At 63.5% G+C, this 18,223-nt stretch carries 13 protein-coding genes; 7 read left to right on the top strand and 6 right to left on the bottom strand.

The window, feature by feature from the left end; translation table 11 throughout:
• Nucleotides 1-136: 136 nt before the first annotated feature.
• The 6 genes from arcB (at nucleotide 137) to CK627_RS21665 (ending at nucleotide 12,012) form a co-directional block, all read left to right on the top strand.
• Entirely contained in the window at nucleotides 137-2,449 is a 2,313-nt protein-coding gene (gene arcB / locus CK627_RS21690) for an aerobic respiration two-component sensor histidine kinase ArcB (RefSeq protein ID WP_095593363.1), read from the top strand.
• 28 nt (nucleotides 2,450-2,477) lie between these two features.
• Nucleotides 2,478-3,854, top strand: coding sequence for a dGTPase (gene dgt, locus CK627_RS21685; protein ID WP_095593362.1), 1,377 nt, complete (start codon nucleotides 2,478-2,480; stop codon nucleotides 3,852-3,854).
• Between the two features lie 321 nt (nucleotides 3,855-4,175).
• The gene (locus tag CK627_RS21680; RefSeq protein WP_005304283.1) at nucleotides 4,176-4,379 is read left to right on the top strand and encodes a hypothetical protein; all 204 of its coding nucleotides are present in this window, start codon (nucleotides 4,176-4,178) and stop codon (nucleotides 4,377-4,379) included.
• A gap of 148 nt (nucleotides 4,380-4,527) precedes the next feature.
• Nucleotides 4,528-8,805 (top strand): transporter substrate-binding domain-containing protein, encoded by a 4,278-nt coding sequence (locus CK627_RS21675; protein ID WP_095593361.1) that lies wholly within the window; start codon nucleotides 4,528-4,530, stop codon nucleotides 8,803-8,805.
• Complete coding sequence (locus CK627_RS21670) at nucleotides 8,786-9,997, top strand: EAL domain-containing response regulator (RefSeq protein ID WP_017763841.1); 1,212 nt, start codon at nucleotides 8,786-8,788, stop codon at nucleotides 9,995-9,997. The genes CK627_RS21675 and CK627_RS21670 overlap by 20 nt, the downstream gene beginning before the upstream one ends.
• A 38-nt stretch (nucleotides 9,998-10,035) precedes the next feature.
• Entirely contained in the window at nucleotides 10,036-12,012 is a 1,977-nt protein-coding gene (locus tag CK627_RS21665) for a HAMP domain-containing methyl-accepting chemotaxis protein (RefSeq protein ID WP_095593360.1), read from the top strand.
• Between the two features lie 84 nt (nucleotides 12,013-12,096).
• Here CK627_RS21665 and rfaH read toward each other — a convergent pair whose 3' ends face one another.
• The 4 genes from rfaH to metN form a co-directional block, all read right to left on the bottom strand.
• A complete protein-coding gene (rfaH, locus tag CK627_RS21660) occupies nucleotides 12,097-12,597 on the bottom strand; it encodes a transcription/translation regulatory transformer protein RfaH (RefSeq protein ID WP_005304273.1) in 501 nt (166 codons plus the stop codon).
• A gap of 96 nt (nucleotides 12,598-12,693) precedes the next feature.
• Nucleotides 12,694-13,494 carry a methionine ABC transporter substrate-binding lipoprotein MetQ gene (metQ, locus tag CK627_RS21655; RefSeq protein ID WP_005304269.1) on the bottom strand — a complete coding sequence of 267 codons (801 nt, stop codon included), beginning with the start codon at nucleotides 13,492-13,494 and terminating at the stop codon, nucleotides 12,694-12,696.
• A 25-nt stretch (nucleotides 13,495-13,519) separates the two neighbouring features.
• Nucleotides 13,520-14,173, bottom strand: a complete 654-nt coding sequence (locus CK627_RS21650; RefSeq protein WP_011704854.1) for a methionine ABC transporter permease — start codon at nucleotides 14,171-14,173, stop codon at nucleotides 13,520-13,522.
• Nucleotides 14,154-15,197 carry a methionine ABC transporter ATP-binding protein MetN gene (gene metN, locus CK627_RS21645; protein ID WP_010634953.1) on the bottom strand — a complete coding sequence of 348 codons (1,044 nt, stop codon included), beginning with the start codon at nucleotides 15,195-15,197 and terminating at the stop codon, nucleotides 14,154-14,156. The genes CK627_RS21650 and metN overlap by 20 nt, the downstream gene beginning before the upstream one ends.
• Before the next feature lie 470 nt (nucleotides 15,198-15,667).
• Between metN and CK627_RS21635 the strand changes: the two genes are divergently transcribed.
• Nucleotides 15,668-16,123, top strand: a complete 456-nt coding sequence (locus tag CK627_RS21635) for a hypothetical protein (RefSeq protein WP_095593359.1) — start codon at nucleotides 15,668-15,670, stop codon at nucleotides 16,121-16,123.
• Between the two features lie 109 nt (nucleotides 16,124-16,232).
• Here the strand turns inward: CK627_RS21635 and ppgK are convergent, their stop codons facing one another.
• Together ppgK and queG are read right to left on the bottom strand one after the other, a co-directional pair.
• The gene (gene ppgK, locus CK627_RS21630) at nucleotides 16,233-16,988 is read right to left on the bottom strand and encodes a polyphosphate--glucose phosphotransferase (RefSeq protein WP_005304254.1); all 756 of its coding nucleotides are present in this window, start codon (nucleotides 16,986-16,988) and stop codon (nucleotides 16,233-16,235) included.
• Between the two features lie 83 nt (nucleotides 16,989-17,071).
• Nucleotides 17,072-18,199, bottom strand: a complete 1,128-nt coding sequence (gene queG, locus CK627_RS21625) for a tRNA epoxyqueuosine(34) reductase QueG (RefSeq protein WP_095593358.1) — start codon at nucleotides 18,197-18,199, stop codon at nucleotides 17,072-17,074.
• Nucleotides 18,200-18,223 lie beyond the last annotated feature (24 nt).

Raw genomic sequence — 18,223 nt, 5'->3', positions numbered from 1 at the left:
GGCTGACCGAATTGACTCCGGCATGCTACCCCAGCGGGCGGAGGAGGTTAATCGATAATTTATCGTGCGACGGCAGAAGAGTTCGGCGCGTCGTGCTGGTATTCTGTTCGGCGAATATCGGGGAGAAAACAATAAGATGAAACAAATAAAATCCTGGGCGCAATATTACGTCGACCTGATGACCAAGCTGGGGCTGGTGCGATTCAGCATGTTCCTGGCCACCGGCATCATAGTGCTGGCCGTCTCCATCCAGATGGGGGTCACCCTGTTTCTGCGCGGCACTGTGGACATCGTCGACCTGGTGCGCTCGGTCTTCTTCGGCCTGCTGGTCACCCCCTGGGCCGTCTATTTTCTCTCCATCGTGGTGGATCAGCTGGAGGATTCCCGCCAGCGGCTGACCCGCATGGTGCGCAAGCTGCAGGACATGCGCGAGCGGGATCTCGAGCTCAACAGCCAGCTGCAGGAGAACATCAGCCGCCTCAACGCCCAGATCGCCGAGACCAACCGGGCCGAGACCCTGCGTCAGCAGGCCATCGAGGATCTGGAGAACGAGGTGTTCCAGCGCGAGAAGGCCCAGCTGCATCTGGGCGAGCGCACCGCCCTGCTGCGCTCCTTCATCGACTGCTCCCCCGATCTGGTCTACTACCGCAACGAAGACGAGCAGTTCTCCGGCTGCAACCGCGCCATGGAGGAGCTGACCGGCAAGGTGGAGGCCGAACTCATCGGGCTGACTCCGTTTGACGTCTACAAACACGACATTGCCAGCAAGGTGGTGGAGACCGACAAGCAGGTCTTCGCGAGCAATGAGCCGCTCACCTATGAGCAGTGGCTGGAGTACCCAGATGGCCGCAAGGCCTACTTCGAGCTGCGCAAGGTGCCCTTCTTCGACCGCTTCGGCAAGCGACTCGGCCTGCTTGGCTTTGGCCGCGACATCACCGAGCGCAAGCAGTACCAGGACAAGCTGGAGAAGGCGAGCCGCGACAAGACCACCTTCATCTCCACCATCAGCCACGAGCTGCGCACTCCGCTCAACGGCATCGTCGGCCTGAGCCGGATGCTGATGGATACGCCGCTCGATCCCAAACGGCATCAGCAGCTCAAGACCATTCACCTGAGCGCGGTGACGCTCGGCAACATCTTCAACGACATCATCGATCTGGACAAACTGGATCGGCGCCGGTTGGAGATTGCGCCGACCCGCATCGATCTGCCCGCCTTCCTCGACGAGCTGGAGACGCTGTCGCGCATCCAGGCGGAGCAGAAGGGGCTCTATCTGCACTTCGATCGGGATGGCGAGGTACCGCAGTTCGTGATGGCGGACGGCACCCGGCTGCGCCAGGTGCTGTGGAACCTGGTGGGCAATGCGGTGAAGTTCACCGACGAAGGCGGGGTGACGGTACGCTGCCTCGCCCATGCCGCCGACGCGCCGGGCAAGCTGGCGCTGCACTTCGAGGTGGAGGATACCGGCATCGGCATTCCACGGGCCCAGCAGGAGAAGATCTTCGCCATGTACTATCAGGTACAGGGCAAGAAGCACGCCACCGGCACCGGCATCGGCCTCGCGGTCTCCCGCCAGCTGGTGCAGGCGATGGGTGGCCAGCTCTACGTGGACAGCGATCCGGGCGAGGGTTCCTGCTTCACCGCCGAGCTGGAGGTGGAGTGTATCGAAGGAGAGGTTGCCGCCCTCGAGCCCGAGATGCCGTCCCTCGACATCCTGCTGGTGGAGGACGTCGAGCTCAACGTGACCGTGGCCTGCGCCCTGCTGAGCAAGCTTGGCCACCAGGTCAAGGTAGCGCGCGATGGCGCCCAGGCGCTGGCCATGGCCAACCCGGATGATTTTGACTTGATCCTGCTCGACATCCAGCTGCCGGACATGACGGGGTTTGATGTGGCGGAACAGCTGCTCGAGCGCTACGGCGAAAGTTTGCCGCCCATGGTGGCACTCACCGCCAACGCCACCGGCGATCGCCAGTACTACCGGGATCACGGCATGCAGGATGTGATCAACAAGCCGCTCGGCTCGAAGGCGGTGCGGGAGGTGATTGGTCACCTGTTTGCCGATCTGGCCGGGGACGAGGCGGACGAGCAGGCCGACACCGTCAGCCAGGATGCGCTGCTGGACCTGCCCTTCCTCACCGATTATGCCGATACCGTGGGCAAGCCGGTGCTGCTCTCCAGCGTCGAGCTGTTCGAGAAGATGATGCCCGACTACATGGCGGTGCTCGACTCCAACATGATTGCCCGGGATCAGGCCGGCGTGGTGGAGGAGGCGCACAAGATCAAGGGGGCGGCGGGCTCCATCGGCCTGCGCCGGCTGCAGCAGACGGCCCAGCTGATCCAGAGCCCGGATCATCCGGCCTGGTGGGAGAACGTGGAAGACTGGATTGAGACGCTGCGCCGGGAGTACCCGGGCGATATCGCCCGCTTGCGGCGCTGGTTGCTCTCATAAACGCGCTGCGCTGGCAAGGAGCTGCAACATGTATAGCCGTTTGATTACCCCCGAGCGGATCCACCCCTGGGGTGACGAAGAATTGCTGGAGGCGACCGAGCAGGATCGCGCCCGCATCGTGCAGGCGGCGCCGGTGCGCCGGCTGCAGCAGAAGACCCAGGTCTTCCCGCTCGACGTGAAGGCCTCGGTGCGCAGCCGACTGACCCACTCCCTGGAAGTACAGGAGACCGGTCGCCAGATCAGCCGCCGCGTTCTGGCGGCCCTGCCGGCAGGCGCTGTGTGTGAGGGGGCCTTCGTCAATCTGGTGGAGATGTCCTGCCTGTTGCACGACGTCGGCAACCCGCCGTTCGGCCACTTTGGCGAGCAGGTGATGAGCCAGTGGCTGGCGCAGGAGCTGGACGGCCTGTTTGCCGCTGCGCTGGGCAAGGCGCCCAGCCCGCAGTGGGCCGAGCTTCGCCAGGATCTGCTGGTGTTTGACGGCAATGCCCAGAGCCTGCGGCTGGTACACAGCCTGCACGAGTTGAATCTGACCCTGGGGCTGCTGGCGGCACTGTGCAAATATCCACAGCAACCGCCGGCGGGCCGGCAGGCAACCCCCTACTATGGCCAGCATCATGGCTGGAGCAGCAAGCGCGGCATCTTCTTCAGCGAACAACCCCTCTACAGCGCCCTCGGCCAGAGCCTGGGGCTGGCCGCCGGCTGTCGTCACCCGCTGGTCTACATCATGGAGGCGGCGGACGACATCTCCTACTGCATCGCGGATCTGGAGGATGCGGTGGATCGGCGCATCCTCGGCCTCGGCGAGCTGCTGCAGGCGCTGCGGGAGGCGGATGGCGGTGACTACATGGCGGCGTTGCTGAGTGCGGCCGTCGACTCGGATCGCGGCTTCTTTCCCCATTTCCGCCAACAGCTGACCCGGGATCTGGTGGCGCTGGCCGCCAGCACCTATGTGAGCGAGCACGCCCAGATCCTGAGCGGCGCCTATCCTCAGGCCCTGCTGCACGGCCAGGCGCCGGCGGCGCGGGTGCTCGACATCCTCAAGCGGGTCGCTCGCGAGCTGGTGTTCATGCGGCCCGAGGTGGAGGCGCTGGAGCTGGAGGGCTACGCCGCCCTGCGCGGCGTGCTCTCCACCTACGCCTGCCTGCTGGCCCTGCCGGCCAGCCAGTTTGAGCGCCTGCTGGCGGGGCAGGGGGGCAGCGAGCTGTTCTTTGCCCGCCGGCTTTACCATCGCTTGTCGGCCCGCCATCTCAAGGCCTATCGACTGGCGGTGGCCAGCCGGGATCCCCGTTTTGCCGAGGAGGCGGAGCAGGAGTGGTATTACCGGGTGCGGCTGCTGCTGGACTACGTGAGTGGCATGACGGACACCTATGCGCTGGAGGAGTTTCGGCTGCTGTCCGGGATCTGAGCGGGACGGCGTCAGGCTCTCTGTTCCGGATGAGTATTGATAGATGGCTCACCTCCCCATATGGGGGGTGAGGTTCTTGTATAAAATTCGGTCTTTTTTTAGACTGTGGCAACTTGTTCAACTTTCACACGGTAAGGAGACGGATATGCAACATTCAATGCTAAACGTTGCGTTCGACCGCTGCTTCAGCAGCGCGAAGACTCGTGCTCTTTTTCTGCCGCGTGGAGGAAACAGGTAACACCTGCTTTTTCATCACCCGCGGTTTTCCCGCAGGGTGATCTCTTCTCTCCGGGGGAACCGCACGTTCAACTGGAGAATATTATGTCTATCGAACTGACCCTGCTGCGCACCGTCGAAACCCTGGTCCAGAAACGGATCACCCGGCTGGAACGCCGCACCCGTTATCTGCACCTGTCGCCCGCCCTGCTCAAAGACATCGGTCTGGAAGGGCAAAATGTGCAGATCGCCCACATCCGTGAGCAGGAGTATCAAACCGGCTTCCGGCTTGGGAACCGAATAACCTGATAAGGTGGGGCCTGGCCCCCTTCTTGCATAGAAATGGCAGGCATTAGCCTGCCATTTTTCGTATCCGCACGAGTTCTGTTACGAATTTTTATTCGCACATTTTGCCAAAATCCCTATGATCGCTCTCCGATCTGTTCAGGAGTCATCCATGCTGCGCCTCTGTTATCGCGCCATTCTGTTGTGCTGGTTTGCTTGCTGGAGCCATGTGGCTGCGGCAGAAACCTCTCTGGACAAGGATCAGCTGGGACTGACGGAGCGGCTGTGGCTCGCCTCGCGCAATGACCTGGTGGTGGGCATGCCCTCGATGGCCTGGCCCCCCTACATCTATATCAATGGCCGGGGCGGCTTCAACGGTCCGCTCGACGACTTTGCCAACCAGATTGCCGGCCGGCTGGGGCTGACCGTGCGCTACAAGACCTATCCCTACTATGCCGATGCCCAGCAGGCGCTGCTCGATGGGGAGGTGGACATGCTGATCGGCGTGACGCCGAGCCAGTCGCGCCAGCAGCAGATGCGTTTTACCTCGGATCTGATGACCCTGCCGCGCGCCGTTCTGCTGACACGGGAGGAGGGGGAGCCGACCCTGGCTGAGGCTCGCCGGTTGCGCTGGGTGTGCGAGCACGGCTTCAGCTCCTGCGAGGAGTTGACCCAGCTCGGAATGACCCAGCTGATCGAGGCGGACAGCAGCGACGAAGCCGTCTTCATGGTCAAGAAGGGGCTGGCGGATGCCTATCTCTCCGATCTGCCCTCGCTGATGCGACTGCAACGCCTGCAGCCGCAGACCGGGCTCAGGGTGATCACCCCGGAGTGGGTGACGGATACCTCGCTGGCCATGGCGGTGAGGCGGGACAATCAGGGGCTGCGCGATCTGCTGGAGCTGGCCCTCAACGACATGTCGCTGGATGAGCGCCGCCGCATTCTGGAGACCGGCGGTATCGTCGACTACGAGCTGGCTAACGGCCCTCGCCAGATAGTGTTCAACCAGAGCGAACTGGACTGGCTGGCCCGCCACCCGACCCTGCGCTTCGGGGTGGCGCCGGACTGGCCGTCGGTGAGCGAGATCGATGACAATGGCCAGCTCAAGGGCTTCATCGCCGACCTGCTCAAGCTGGTGAGCCTGCGATCCGGCCTGCACTTCAGCCTGGTACCCACCAGCAGCTGGGCCGAAACCCAGAACCTGCTGCAGGCGCGCAAGCTGGATTTCATTCCGGCCATCACCCCGACTGCCGAGCGGCGCCAGTACGCCCTGTTTACCCCCGACTACGCCTTCATCCACCGGGTGATTGCCGCCAGGCAGGGGAGTGAAGAGCTGGCCAGTCTCAACGAGCTCAAGGGACGCCGGGTGGGGATCGTCGGCGGCTCGGTGGAGGAGCTGGTGCTCAAGGAGGTAGGCGCCAACCCTGTGGCGACGAGCAGCGATACCAAGCTGCTGCCCCTGCTGGACGGACACCAGGTCGACTATGTGCTGATGAGCATGACCACCCTGGAGCAGGCACTGCAGAAAGGGTTCAACAACCGCTACCAGGTGGTGTTTTCCGGCAACGAGCTGAGGGTGCCGGTCGCCATGGCGGTGCATCAACAGGATCCTATGTTGCAGCAGATCCTGACCAAGGTGCTGCTCTCCATCCGGCCGGAAGAGATGACCAAGCTGGAGCACAAGTGGCTGACTCTGACCATCCAGACCGGCATCAATCCGACCACGGTGGCGCTCTGGTCCGCCTTAGGGCTGGGGGCCTTTCTGCTCTGCGTGCTGCTGTTCATGGGCTGGAACCGGACCCTGCGTCGCCAGATAGTGCAGCGCCAGCTGGCCGAGCACAAATTGAACGAGCAGCTGACGTTTGTGCAGACCCTGCTCAACTCCCTGCCCAACATGGTGGTGCTGCGGGATCGCGAGCAGCGCATCACCCTGTGCAACCAGGCCTATCGGGATGCCTTCATCGGCGACCCGATGAAGGAGGGGGGCGACGATCTGGACCGCATGCCGGCCAGAGAGCGGGCGCGGGTACTGAAAGAGGAGCAGGAGGTGTGGCAGAGCGGCGCACAGCTGGAGGGGGCGGGCAACAGCCGCCGCCAGGATGGCGCCATGTTCCACGTCATCTATACCAAGCGCCCCTACACCTCCCCGGATGGAGACATGCTCGGTGTCTTGACCGTGCTGACCGACGTGACCCGCATCAAGGAGGCCGAGGCGCGGGCCCGCAAGGCGGAGACCCGCCTCACCCAGATCACCGACAGCATGCCAGGCATCGTCTATCAGTACCTCTGGATCGGACCTGGCAAGGGGCGCTTCCTCTATGCCTCGCAGGGGGCGAGCGAGATCCTGGGGGCCAGCCGGCAGGAGATGCTGTCGGCCGAGTCGGGGGGGGAGGTGTTCGGCTTTACCGAGGAGGCGTTGCAGGACTTCGTCAGCAAGGTGGCCAACCATGCTCAGACCCTGGCCCCTCTCGATCTCGAGGTAAAGGTGGAGCGGCCTGAGGGGGCGCGCTATCTGCAGGTGCGCGGCAGTTTCGTGCCGCAGGAGGAGGGGCACCTGATCCTCAACGGGGTGATCCAGGACATCACGGCCCTCAAGCGCCAGGAGCACGAGCTGAGGGAGGCGCGGGCTTATGCCGAGCAGGCGATGCAGGTGCGCAGCCGCTTCCTCGCCACCATGAGCCACGAGCTCAGAACCCCCATCTCCGGCATGCATGGCATGCTGGAGCTGCTGCAGATGAGCGAGCTGAACGAGGATCAGCGTTACCTGCTGCGCAACGTGGTCACCTCCACCAACAACCTGCTCTATCTGGTCAACGATGTGCTCGACTTCTCCAAGATAGAGGCGGGCCAGCTGCAGCTCCATTATCAGGAGTGCCGGCTTGCCTCCGTCATCTGTGACGTGATCCGCGGCCATGCCACCCTGGCCCATGGCAAGGGGCTCAGAGTGACGCTGGACTGGGGCACCGAGGTGCCGGATCAGGCCCGCATCGATGCGGTGCGGGTGGGTCAGGTGCTCTCCAACCTGCTCAACAATGCGGTCAAGTTCACCGAGCGGGGCGAGATCCGCATCCAGGTGGGTCTGCAGGCCGAGCGACTGGCCATCACGGTCAGCGACACCGGCATCGGCATCGCCGAAGAGAAGCAGGATCGCCTGTTCACCCCGTTCGAGCAGGTGGAGTCCGACATAACCCGACGTTTCGGCGGCACCGGGCTGGGGCTGGCCATCTGCCACCAGCTGGCCCAGAAGATGGGGGGCACGCTGACGCTCGAGAGCAAATCGGGGCACGGCACCCGGCTCACCTTCGAGTTCCCGCTGAGCGAGTGTCAGTGGGATGCCCCGCCGCTGGCCGGCCAGGAGTGGTGGCTGTTTGGCGAAGATGTTGCCTTGCAGAGCGCCATGCAGCGGCTGGGGGCCAGGCTGCATCGTCTGGATCCACAGCAGTGGCAGCAGCCCCTCAACGGCCTGTTGCTGGCGGAGGAGAGCTGGCTCGAGCAGGCGCTCGGCAGCGACTGGCTGGGCCATTTGCAGCGATCGACCCTCAAGGGCATAGTGCTCTCCCCGCAGGAGGCCCTGCGCGGTCGCATGGGGTCGAGTGCCTGGTGGCGGCTGGGGCAATCGCCGCTCTATCCCGACCTGTTGCTGGAGACTTGCCATCAGTTATTGGGGGAGGCGGCGATCAGCCCGGTGGAAGCCAATGCGCCCAAGCTGCAGGGGCGGGTGCTGGTGGCCGACGATCACCCCATCAACCGCGCCCTGCTGGCCCGCCAGCTGGCCATTCTCGGCGTGGATGCCGAGGTGGTGGATGACGGCGACAAGGCCTTGCGCACCTGGCAGGGGCAGGGATTCGCCCTGCTGCTGACCGACTGCCACATGCCGGCGATGGATGGTTACAGCCTGACCCGGGCGCTGCGGGAGCAGGGGGTATCGGCCCCTGTCATCGGGGTGACGGCCGACACCTCCGAAGAGGCCGGCCTGCAGATGCAGGAGGCGGGCATGAACGACATGTTGTTCAAACCCTATACCCTGGATACGCTGCGGCAGGTGCTGATGCGCTGGCTGCCGGTGAGCAGCCAGGGGCAGGAACCCAGCCTGGCCCCTGCCCCTGCCAGCGAGCAGGGGGAGCGCTGGATCTCGCTGTTTGGCGATGAGGCGGTGGCGCGCAGCATGGCGCGGGAATACCTGGATTCCAATCGCCAGGACGGAGATGACATGATGCAGGCACTGGCCAGGCAGGATACCTATGCCCTGGTGGAGACGGCGCATCGGATCAAGGGGGCTGCCCGCATGGTGGGGCAGCAGGCATTGGCGGAGGAGGCGGCCCGGCTCGAAGCGGCGGCCCGCCTCAAGCAGCTGGACGAGCTCAGCGAACTGAGCCAGACGGTGCTGGCGCTGATGAAGGCTATTACAGGTGAAATTGGATTATGGCTCGATGAACAAGACACAGCATGAGTTGGTGATCATGGTGGTGGAAGATCACGCCTTCCAGCGCAAGGCGTTGATGCACCAGATCCGCGGGCTCGGTTACGCTTCCCTGCTGGAGGCGCAGGACGGGGTGGAGGCGTTGGCCATGTGCCAGCGTCATCAGGTCGACATCCTGTTTTGCGATCTGCGCATGCCGGGCATGGATGGCATGGCGCTGCTGCGCCGCCTCTCCCTCGGCGGCTTTCGCGGCGGCATCATTCTCTCCAGCGCGCTGGAGGATGACGTGGTCGAGGCCGTGCTGCGCATGAGCGCCGCCTATGGCTTGCAGGTGCTGGGGCGCATCGAGAAGCCCTCCAGCCAGCAGCAGATCAGCCAGCTGATCGGGGCCTGGCGCCCGCAGCAGGAGCGAGCCCAGGAGGAAGATGGCCACCGTCTGACCCTGGATGAGCTGAGCCTGGCGCTGGAGCAGGACCAGCTGCTGCCCTGGTATCAGCCCAAGGTGAGCTTCGGCTCCGGCCAGTGGGTCGGCATGGAGGCGCTGGCCCGCTGGCAGCATCCGGAGTACGGCCTCATCTCGCCGGCCCGCTTCATTCCGCTGGCGGAGCACAACGGTCTCATCGATCGGCTGACCGAGGTGATCATCAGCAAATCGCTGCGAGACGGCCACCTGTGGGAGCAGACCGGGCTATCCCTCAACCTCTCGATGAACCTCTCCACCACCTCGCTGATCGAGGGGGATCTGTGCAACACCCTGATCAACCAGTGCCAGCGCTGGAGCATCAATCCCGAGCTCATCACCCTGGAGGTGACCGAGAGCGCGTTCGTGCAGGATCTGGGCAAGTCGCTGGAGGTGCTGACGCGCCTGCGCATGCACGGTTTCGGCCTCTCCATCGATGACTTCGGTACCGGCTACTCCTCCATGCAGCAGCTGGCCCTGCTGCCCTTCACCGAACTCAAGCTGGATCGCTCTTTCGTGGATCACTGCTTTGAGGACCCCTCTCGCTTGGCCATAATAGAATCAAGCATCGAGCTGGCCCGCAAACTGGGGCTCAAGTCCGTCGCCGAAGGGGTGGAGGACGAACTCACCTGGCGGCTGCTGGCGCGGCTGGGGTGTGACGTGTGCCAGGGCTTCTTCTCTGCCCGGCCCATGCCGCGTGAGGAGTTGATGGGATGGCACGACTCCTGGCGTGAACGGCTACCGGCGCTGCTCGGGGAGTGAATGTCGGGCAGGATGCCCGCAAAGAAACAAGGACGTTCATGAAAATTTCAAGCAAGCTGCTGCTCAGCTTCTGTTTTATCAATCTGCTGGTGATCCTCTCTTCCAGCCTGGTCTACCACCAGCTCGGCCGCATCGGACAGGCCGGCAGCGCTCTGATGGAGCAGGCCCTGCCCGCCCTGCAACGGGATGAGGCCAGCCAGAAGGCGCTGGTGGCGACCATATCCTCCCTGCGGGCCTATCTCATCCTGGGCAAGGATCCGGCGCAGGCCGACCGCCTCAAACAGGAGTGGGAGGGGGCCTGGCAGGTGATCGAGCATCAGCAGTTCACCGCCGAGCTTGCCCGCTCGCTCAAGGCCTTCAAGACCAGCCAGCAGAAGGTGTGGGACATAGCCCAGACCGACGAGAATCTGCCCGCCCATACCCTGATGTTGCAGGAGGCGGGGCCGTTGGCAGAGTCTGCCCTCGATCAACTGCAGTCCTTTGCCAACGAAGAGGTGGCGACCCCGCAGGATCAGCTGCCCGGCGATCGTCGCCTGCTGCTCAAGCAGGTGGGGGATGCCTACAACGGCCTCTCCAATGCCCTCTCCGCCCTGCGTGACTTCCTCATCTCGGGGGATCCGGACTATCGCACCAAATACCAGGACTATTACCAGTTCCACCAGCAGCGAGTGGCCGAGCTGAAACAGCAAGAGGCCAACTTTACCGAGGCGCAGAAGGGGATCTGGTCGCTGTTCGAGGAGATGTCGGCCCCCTTTGCCGAGCTGGTGGGCCAGGTGATCGAGAAGCGTCAGTCCCCGGACTGGGATCAGGCCAATTACCTGATGGCGACCGAGATTGAACCCGCACTCGGCCAGCTGGCGACCCAGCTGGCCGGCCAGGTGACCGAGACCCGTGCCGAGGTACAGAGCATGGGCCAGAAGATGACCAGTGCCGGTCAGGCCATCAATCGCACCCTGCTGCTGGCCACCCTGACCGTGATCGTGCTGGGTACTCTGGTGGCGCTGCTGTTCAGTCGCCGCCTGACCCGGGACATCGCCAGCCTGGTGCTGCGAGCCGATCAGGTGGCCAATGGTCGGTTGCCGGCCCGTCCCCTGCCGGTGCAGAGCCAGGATGAGCTGGGCGGGCTGACGGGCTCCATCAACCAGATGTCCGGCCAGCTGCGCCAGCTGGTGGGGGAGATCCAGGGGGCGGTGGGGCAGGTAGACGGGGCCTGCGGCGAGGTGAGCAGCACCACCTGCGCCATCGTCACCGATCTGGCGAGCCAGAATCAGCGGGTCGATACGGTGGCGGCGGCCATCGAGCAGATGTCGGTCAGCACCCGGGATGTGGCGGGCAATATCGCCGAAGCGGCGCGGGCCGCCCAGCAGGCCGAGCAGCAGACCCGCCAGGGCGGCCACGAGCTGGCCCGCATGACGGCCACCATGCAGCAGATTGCCGCCATGATTGCCCAGGCGAACGAGGCGATGGGCCAGCTCAGCAACCAGAGCGAGCAGGTGGGACGCGTCACCGAGGTGATCGCCACCATTGCCGAGCAGACCAATCTGCTGGCGCTCAACGCCGCCATCGAGGCGGCGAGGGCCGGCGAGCAGGGGCGCGGGTTTGCGGTGGTGGCCGATGAGGTGCGCCTGCTGGCGAGCCGCACCAGCCAGTCCACCGAGGAGATCAGCCAGACCATTGCCAGCATCCAGCAGCAGACCCGCCAGACCGTCAACACGGTCGGCAGCGGTACCCGGCTGGTGGAGGAGGGGCGCGGCGCCGTCGACTCGGTGACCGCTACCCTGGATGCCATGCTGCAGCTGGTGCAGGACTTGTCGGGTCAGCTGGGAGCCATCGCCACCGCGACCGAGCAGCAGTCTCGGGTGGCGCAGGAGGTGGCGGGCACGGTGGAGGAGATCGCCGGGCTCAGCCGGCAGTCGAGCCAGCGCAGCCAGCAGGGGGAGGAGATAGTGGCCAGGCTGGCACAGGATACCGGCCGCTTGACGGCGGTGATCAGCCGCTTCGAGCTGGATGCCTGAGGCGGCCAATGTACATAAGAACGGGGCAGGCCGCTTGGCCTGCCCCGTTTCTTTTCAGCCTGATGCTTGCTCTGGCCTGGCGGGTCACTCCAGCCGGCGGAAGGACTGGTTGTCGAAGCTGCTGCTGGTCTCCTGATTGAGCAGGCTCACCAGCAGGATCGCGCGCTTGTCGCCATCCGGCTCCAGATAGATGGCCTCGAAGCCGGCCAGCGGACCTGATTCTATCAATACCTTGTCGCCCTGGGTCGGCAGGTTGGCGTAGCTGGCGCGCGCCTCGTCGCTGTCGTCCCGGCTCATCAGCTGATAGACCAGCTGGCTGTTGATGGCGGTCCACTCCCGTCCGAAGTGGATGATGCGGCTGATGCCGCGGGTGGACTTCAGGGTGACCGGGGTGACCTCTTCCAGATCCACGTAGATGAACAGGTAGTTGGGGAACATGGGCTCCCGCACCGGGACTCGCTTGCCCCGCCGCAGTTTTTCAATTTCCACCATGGGATAGTAGGACTCGATCCCCTGGGCTTCGAGATGGGCGCGGGCGCGGGCCTCTTCTTTTGGCTTGCAGTAGGCCAGATACCATTTTTTCATGTGATGAATATGTTCGTGTTGCCGTGCTCGCCGATATGATAGCGGCAGCAATAAAAAAGGCCACGCATTGCGTGGCCTTTTTTGCCGAGTGAGTGATTACCAACCTTTCACCAGGCCGCCTTTGAACAGTTCCAGCCCTTTCTTGTAGACGTCGTCGGTCTGGAAGGCCTGTACGAACTGTTTGACCTTCTCGTCGTCCTTGTTGTTGTCGCGGGCGACGATCAGGTTGACGTAAGGGGACTCCTTGTCCTCAACAAACAGGCCGTTCTCGGTCGGGGTCAGGCCGATCTGACCGGCGAAGGTGTTGTTGATGATGGCCAGATCCACGTCTTCCAGCGAGCGCGGCAGCTGGGCTGCTTCCAGCTCGACAATCTTGAAGTTGCGCGGGTTGCTGGCGATGTCCAGCACGGTCGCTTCCAGACCGGCACCCTCTTTGAGCTTCAGCAGACCCTGCTTCTCCAGCAGGATCAGGGAGCGGCCCAGGTTGGTCGGATCGTTCGGCACCGCGATCTGGGCGCCATCTTTCAGCTCGGAGAGGGCCTTGATCTTCTTGGAGTAACCGGCGATCGGGTAGACGAAGGTGTTGCCGACCGGCACCAGCTTGAAGCCGCGATCACGGATCTGGGCATCCAGATAGGGCTTGTGCTGGAAGGCGTTGACGTCAACGCTGCCATCGTTCAGCGCCACGTTCGGGGTGACGTAGTCGGAGAAGTTGACCACCTCGACGGTCAGGCCGTATTTCTCCTTGGCCACTTTGGCGGCCACTTCAACCAGTTCGGTCTCGGGGCCGGCGATGGCGCCCACCTTCAGGGTCTTGTTCTCTTCCTTTTGACCGCAACCGGCCAGTACCAGGGTAGCCAGCAGGGCAGCCGCAACGGATTTGATGCCAAATTTCATAAAACCTCCTGTCAGAAATCGACGATTAACGATGATCACATTTGTTGACCAGGCGCTCACCCGCGCTCTGGATGAGTTGAACCAGCACTACCAGGATCACGACGGTGACCAGCATGACGGTCGGGTCAAAACGCTGATAGCCGTAGCGAATACCCACATCGCCCAGTCCACCGCCCCCGATGGCACCAGCCATGGCGGAGTAGTTCACCAGCGTGACGAGGGTGATGGTGACGCTGTTGAGGATGCCGGGCAGGGCCTCGGGCAGCAGCACCTTGGTGATGATTTGCAGGGGCTTGGCGCCCATGGCCTTGGCCGCTTCCAGCAGGCCGTCCGGCACCTCCATCAGGGCCCCTTCCACCAGGCGGGCGATGAAGGGGATGCAACCGACGGTCAGCGGCACGATGGCGGCGATGGTGCCGATGCTGGTGCCGACGATCAGCCGGGTCAGCGGGATGATGGCCACCAGCAGGATGATGAAGGGCACCGAGCGACCCACGTTGACCACCATGCCCAGGGTACGGTTGAGCAGCGGGTTGGCCAGGATCTGGCCGGCCTTGGTCACGTGCAGCGCCACGCCGAGCGGCAGACCGAGCAGGCAGCCGAACAGGGCGGAGGCAAACACCATGATGAGGGTGTCGCCCAGGGCCGTGAACAGCAGATTAATCATTGCTTCGGACATAACCCATTACCTCCAGCTGAATATGGTTGTCGATGAAGAACTGCTGGGTGGCCTCGCACTGGGCTTCATCCCCGAACAGTTCTGCCAGCAGGAAGCCGAACTTGACGCCACCGGCGTATTCGATGTCGGCACTCAGGATGCTGATGTCGATGTTGAAGCGGCGGCTCGCTTCGGAGATGAGCGGCGTGTCGACCGTGCTGCCGGTAAAGCCGAGCTTTACCAACGGATAGCTGGCGGGTACCCGGTCGCTACTCATCCGATCCTGATACTCCTGGGGCACCTCCAGGTGGATGGTGGAGTGGATGAAATCCCGGGCCAGCTGGGTCTTGGCATTGCTGAAGAACCAAGCCACTTCGCCCTGTTCGATCAGACGGCCGTCACTGATGATGGCCACTTCGTCGCAGATCCCCTTCACCACATCCATCTCGTGGGTGATGAGCAGTATGGTGAGCCCCAGCTTGACGTTGATCTCCTTGAGCAGAGTCAGGATCGAGCGGGTGGTCTGCGGGTCGAGGGCCGAGGTGGCCTCGTCGCACAGCAGCACCTTGGGGGCCGGCGCCAGCGCCCGGGCGATGGCGACCCGCTGCTTCTGACCGCCGGACAGCTCGGACGGATAGGCGTGGGCGCGGGCTTCCAGCCCGACCAGCGCCAGCAGTTCGGTGACCCGGCTCTGGATCTTGTCCTTGCTCCAGCCCGCCAGCTCCAGCGGAAAGGCGATGTTGGCGGAGACGGTGCGGGAGGCCAGCAGGTTGAAGTGCTGGAAGATCATCCCGATCTGGCGACGAGCCTGGGTCAGATCCCGTTCGCTCAGGGCGACCAGATCCTGGCCGTCGACAATGACCTGGCCATCCGTCGGGCGCTCCAGCAGGTTGACGCAGCGGATGAGGGTGCTCTTGCCGGCACCGGAGGCACCGATCACCCCGAAAATTTTTCCTTGCGGCACATGCAGGCTGACATCACGCAGGGCGTGCACGGCATCACTGCCTTTACCGTAGACTTTGTTGAGACCGATCAACTTAATCATGGATTCTTCCGTGCTAACAGCCTTAAAGCACAGGGCGCTACAGGCGGGTGAATTGGGCAGAGGTTTCACTGGGTTGCTCTGTCATCATGGAGGATGATGCTAAGATGTCTGGATGGCCATGTCAATGCGCGTTTATACATCTAGACGTCTAAAAAAGTGCTAAGGATTGTCACTTGCTGACTAAGGCCGACGGTGATCCGGTTCGCATCAATATTGTATTTGGCAGTGTAGTAGGATTGCCGAATATCAGATGGCAAATACACCATTATCACTTCCTTTATTAGTCGTGAGACGGATTCAGCTGCTCATCCTTTTACTCCCCCGGGTTGGCACAAATCATTCCATTTTGTATCGATCGCTGCTTTCTTGGCCGGCTTCTTGATGCAGCACAACAAGGGCCGTGCTTTGGCTTGGCTTGCAATTGCCTGTTTTTTATACTGAATGGGCACGACATACAGGAGGGCAACCTGATGCGATTTCAACAAATCAAAGACTTGCTGCTCTATCTGGAGCAGGTGCATCACCAGCTTGGACTCTGTTACGGGCGCCTCATGACTCAGGTGGATGGCGAGCGCAGCCGGCTGCTGCTGGCCTATCTGCAGCAGCGGGAGGAGGTGGCTGGTACCCAGCTGGATGACTACCTGAGCGAACTTGGCGAAGGGGTGAAGGAGACCTGGCTGGAGCGGGGCTTCAGCGAGGATCTGCTGCCCGGGATCCGGCGCCTGAGCCTGCCCGCCATGGCCCAGACCCAGGACATAGTGCAGCTGGTGTGCCGGCAGGAGGAGAAACTCATCGGCGAGCTCAGCCATCTGGCCCGGGAGTGTCCGACCGAGGAGACGGTGCGGCTGCTCGGTGGCCTGGCCACGCAGGAGCAGACCCGCCTGACCCGGTTGGTGCACGGCGCCCATCGGCTCGACGACCTCTAGGGGATGGCCGCCATCGGCTGAGATGTGCGGCGCGTAGTGAAAAATGTGTGAGGAAAACAGCAGAGGCCCGGCAATGCCGGGCCTCTGCTGTTTGTTGTGCACGACGGGCTCATGCCGACTGGCGGGCGGCGGTCAGCTCGGCGGCGTGCAGGGCGGCGCCTATGATGCCGGCCTGATTGAGGTTGGCGGCCGCCACCAGCGGGGCACGGGTCTCAATCTTGTCGATGAACTTGTCGAGCTTGGCGGCGCTGCCGCCGCCCAGGATGAAGAGGTCGGGGGAGAAGAGAAACTCGAGGCGAGCCAGGTACTTGTTGAAGCGCTTGCCCCAGCGGCCCCAGGAGAGATCCTCGCGCTTGCGCACCGCGTCCGAGCAGTAGTGCTCGGCCACCATGCCTTCCAGCATCAGGTGACCCAGCTCGGTGTTGGGCAGCAGCTGGCCGTTGACGAACACCGCGGTGCCGATGCCGGTGCCGACCGTGATGAGGATGATCACCCCCTGGCGATCCCGGCCGTTGCCGTAGCGCATCTCCGCCAGACCAGCCGCATCGGCGTCGTTCAGCACGTGGCAGGGCTGGCCAGTCACGTCGCCGAACAGATGGGCGACGTCGGTCTCAATCCAGCTCTTGTCGATGTTGGCCGCACTCTTGGCGATGCCGTTGTGGATGGTGGCGGGAAAGCCGCAGCCCACCGGGCCTTTCCAGTCGAAGTGTTCCACCAGCGCCTTGAGGGTATGCGCCACGGCGGCCGGGGTGGCCGGCTGCGGCGTCACCAGCCGGTGGCGTTCGCCAATCAGCTCGCCCGTTGCGGTGTCGACCAGGCATCCCTTGATCCCCGAACCACCGATATCCACTCCCAACATCTGCATCAGCTTGTTCCTTTTGTTGTGCCGACCATCGACCGTCGGCAGAGCATGAAAAAATGACCTGGATCCGGCAAGGGGCAGATCGTCTATGCGTGATCCGGCAGACCTTTTTCGATGCAGCGGATCAGCAAGCGGGTCTTTTTGTTGTCATCCTGCTGGCGCCGGGCCAGGGTCGCCAGCGCCCACTCGATATGTTCGGCCACCATGGGCTCGGCTTCCGTCAGCGCCTGCTGCAGGGCCACCATTACCTCCTGACTGGCCGGACCGTTGCCAAGGGCCACCGCCAGGTTGCGGCGCCAGCGCTGATAGCCGATGCGGCGAATGGGGCTGCCTTCCGTGTGCTTGAGAAACTCGCTCTCGCTCCAGCCCCACAAGGTCAACAGCGGTGGGCGGTGCAGATTGGGGCGCGGGCTGAAGTCGGGCTCTGGGCTGGCGTTGGCGTAGCGGTTCCAGGGGCAGATGAGCTGGCAGTCGTCACAGCCATAGATGCGGTTGCCCATCAGCGGCCGGAACTCTGCGGGGATGGGGCCGTCGTTCTCGATGGTGAGATAGGAGATGCAGCGGCGGCCATCCACCACGTAGGGGGCGACAATGGCGCCGGTGGGGCAGATGTTGATGCAGGCCACGCACTTGCCGCACTGCTCTTTCTCTACCGGCGCATCCAACGGCAGCGGCAGGCTGAGCAGCAGCTCCCCCAGAAAGAAGAAGGATCCCGCCGACTCGTTGAGCAGCAGCGAGTGTTTGCCCACCCAGCCGAGGCCGGCCTTGGCCGCCAGCGGCCGCTCCAGAATGGGGGCCGAGTCGACGAAGGGGCGCCAGCCCAGCGCCTCGCAGCGCTGCTCGATGCGCTCCCCCAGCTGCTTGAGCCGGCTGCGCAGCAGCTTGTGGTAGTCGCGACCCAGGGCGTAGCGGCTGATGTAGCCGAGGGTGGGGTCGCGCAGGGTGGCGGCGAAGCCCGCCTCGAACGGGAGATAGTTCATCCGCACCGACAGCACCCGCAAGGTACCCGGCAGCAGCTCGTGGGGACGGGCCCGCATCATGCCGTGGCGCGCCATGTAGTCCATGCTGCCGTGATAGCCCGCGTCCAGCCAGGCTTGCAGCCTAGGCTCTTCGAGGGTGAGATCCGTGTCTGTGATGCCGGCCTGGTCGAATCCTAGCTCGCTCGCCCAGAGCTTGATATCTTGGGCCAGTTGATGGAGTTCGGTGGTGGTCATGGGGCCGTCTGCCTGCCCGGGTGC

The sequence above is a fragment of the Aeromonas dhakensis genome, assembly GCF_002285935.1.
In the GTDB taxonomy this organism is placed as follows: Bacteria; Pseudomonadota; Gammaproteobacteria; order Enterobacterales; family Aeromonadaceae; genus Aeromonas; species Aeromonas dhakensis.
This window is presented reverse-complemented; position numbering and strand designations above follow the sequence as displayed.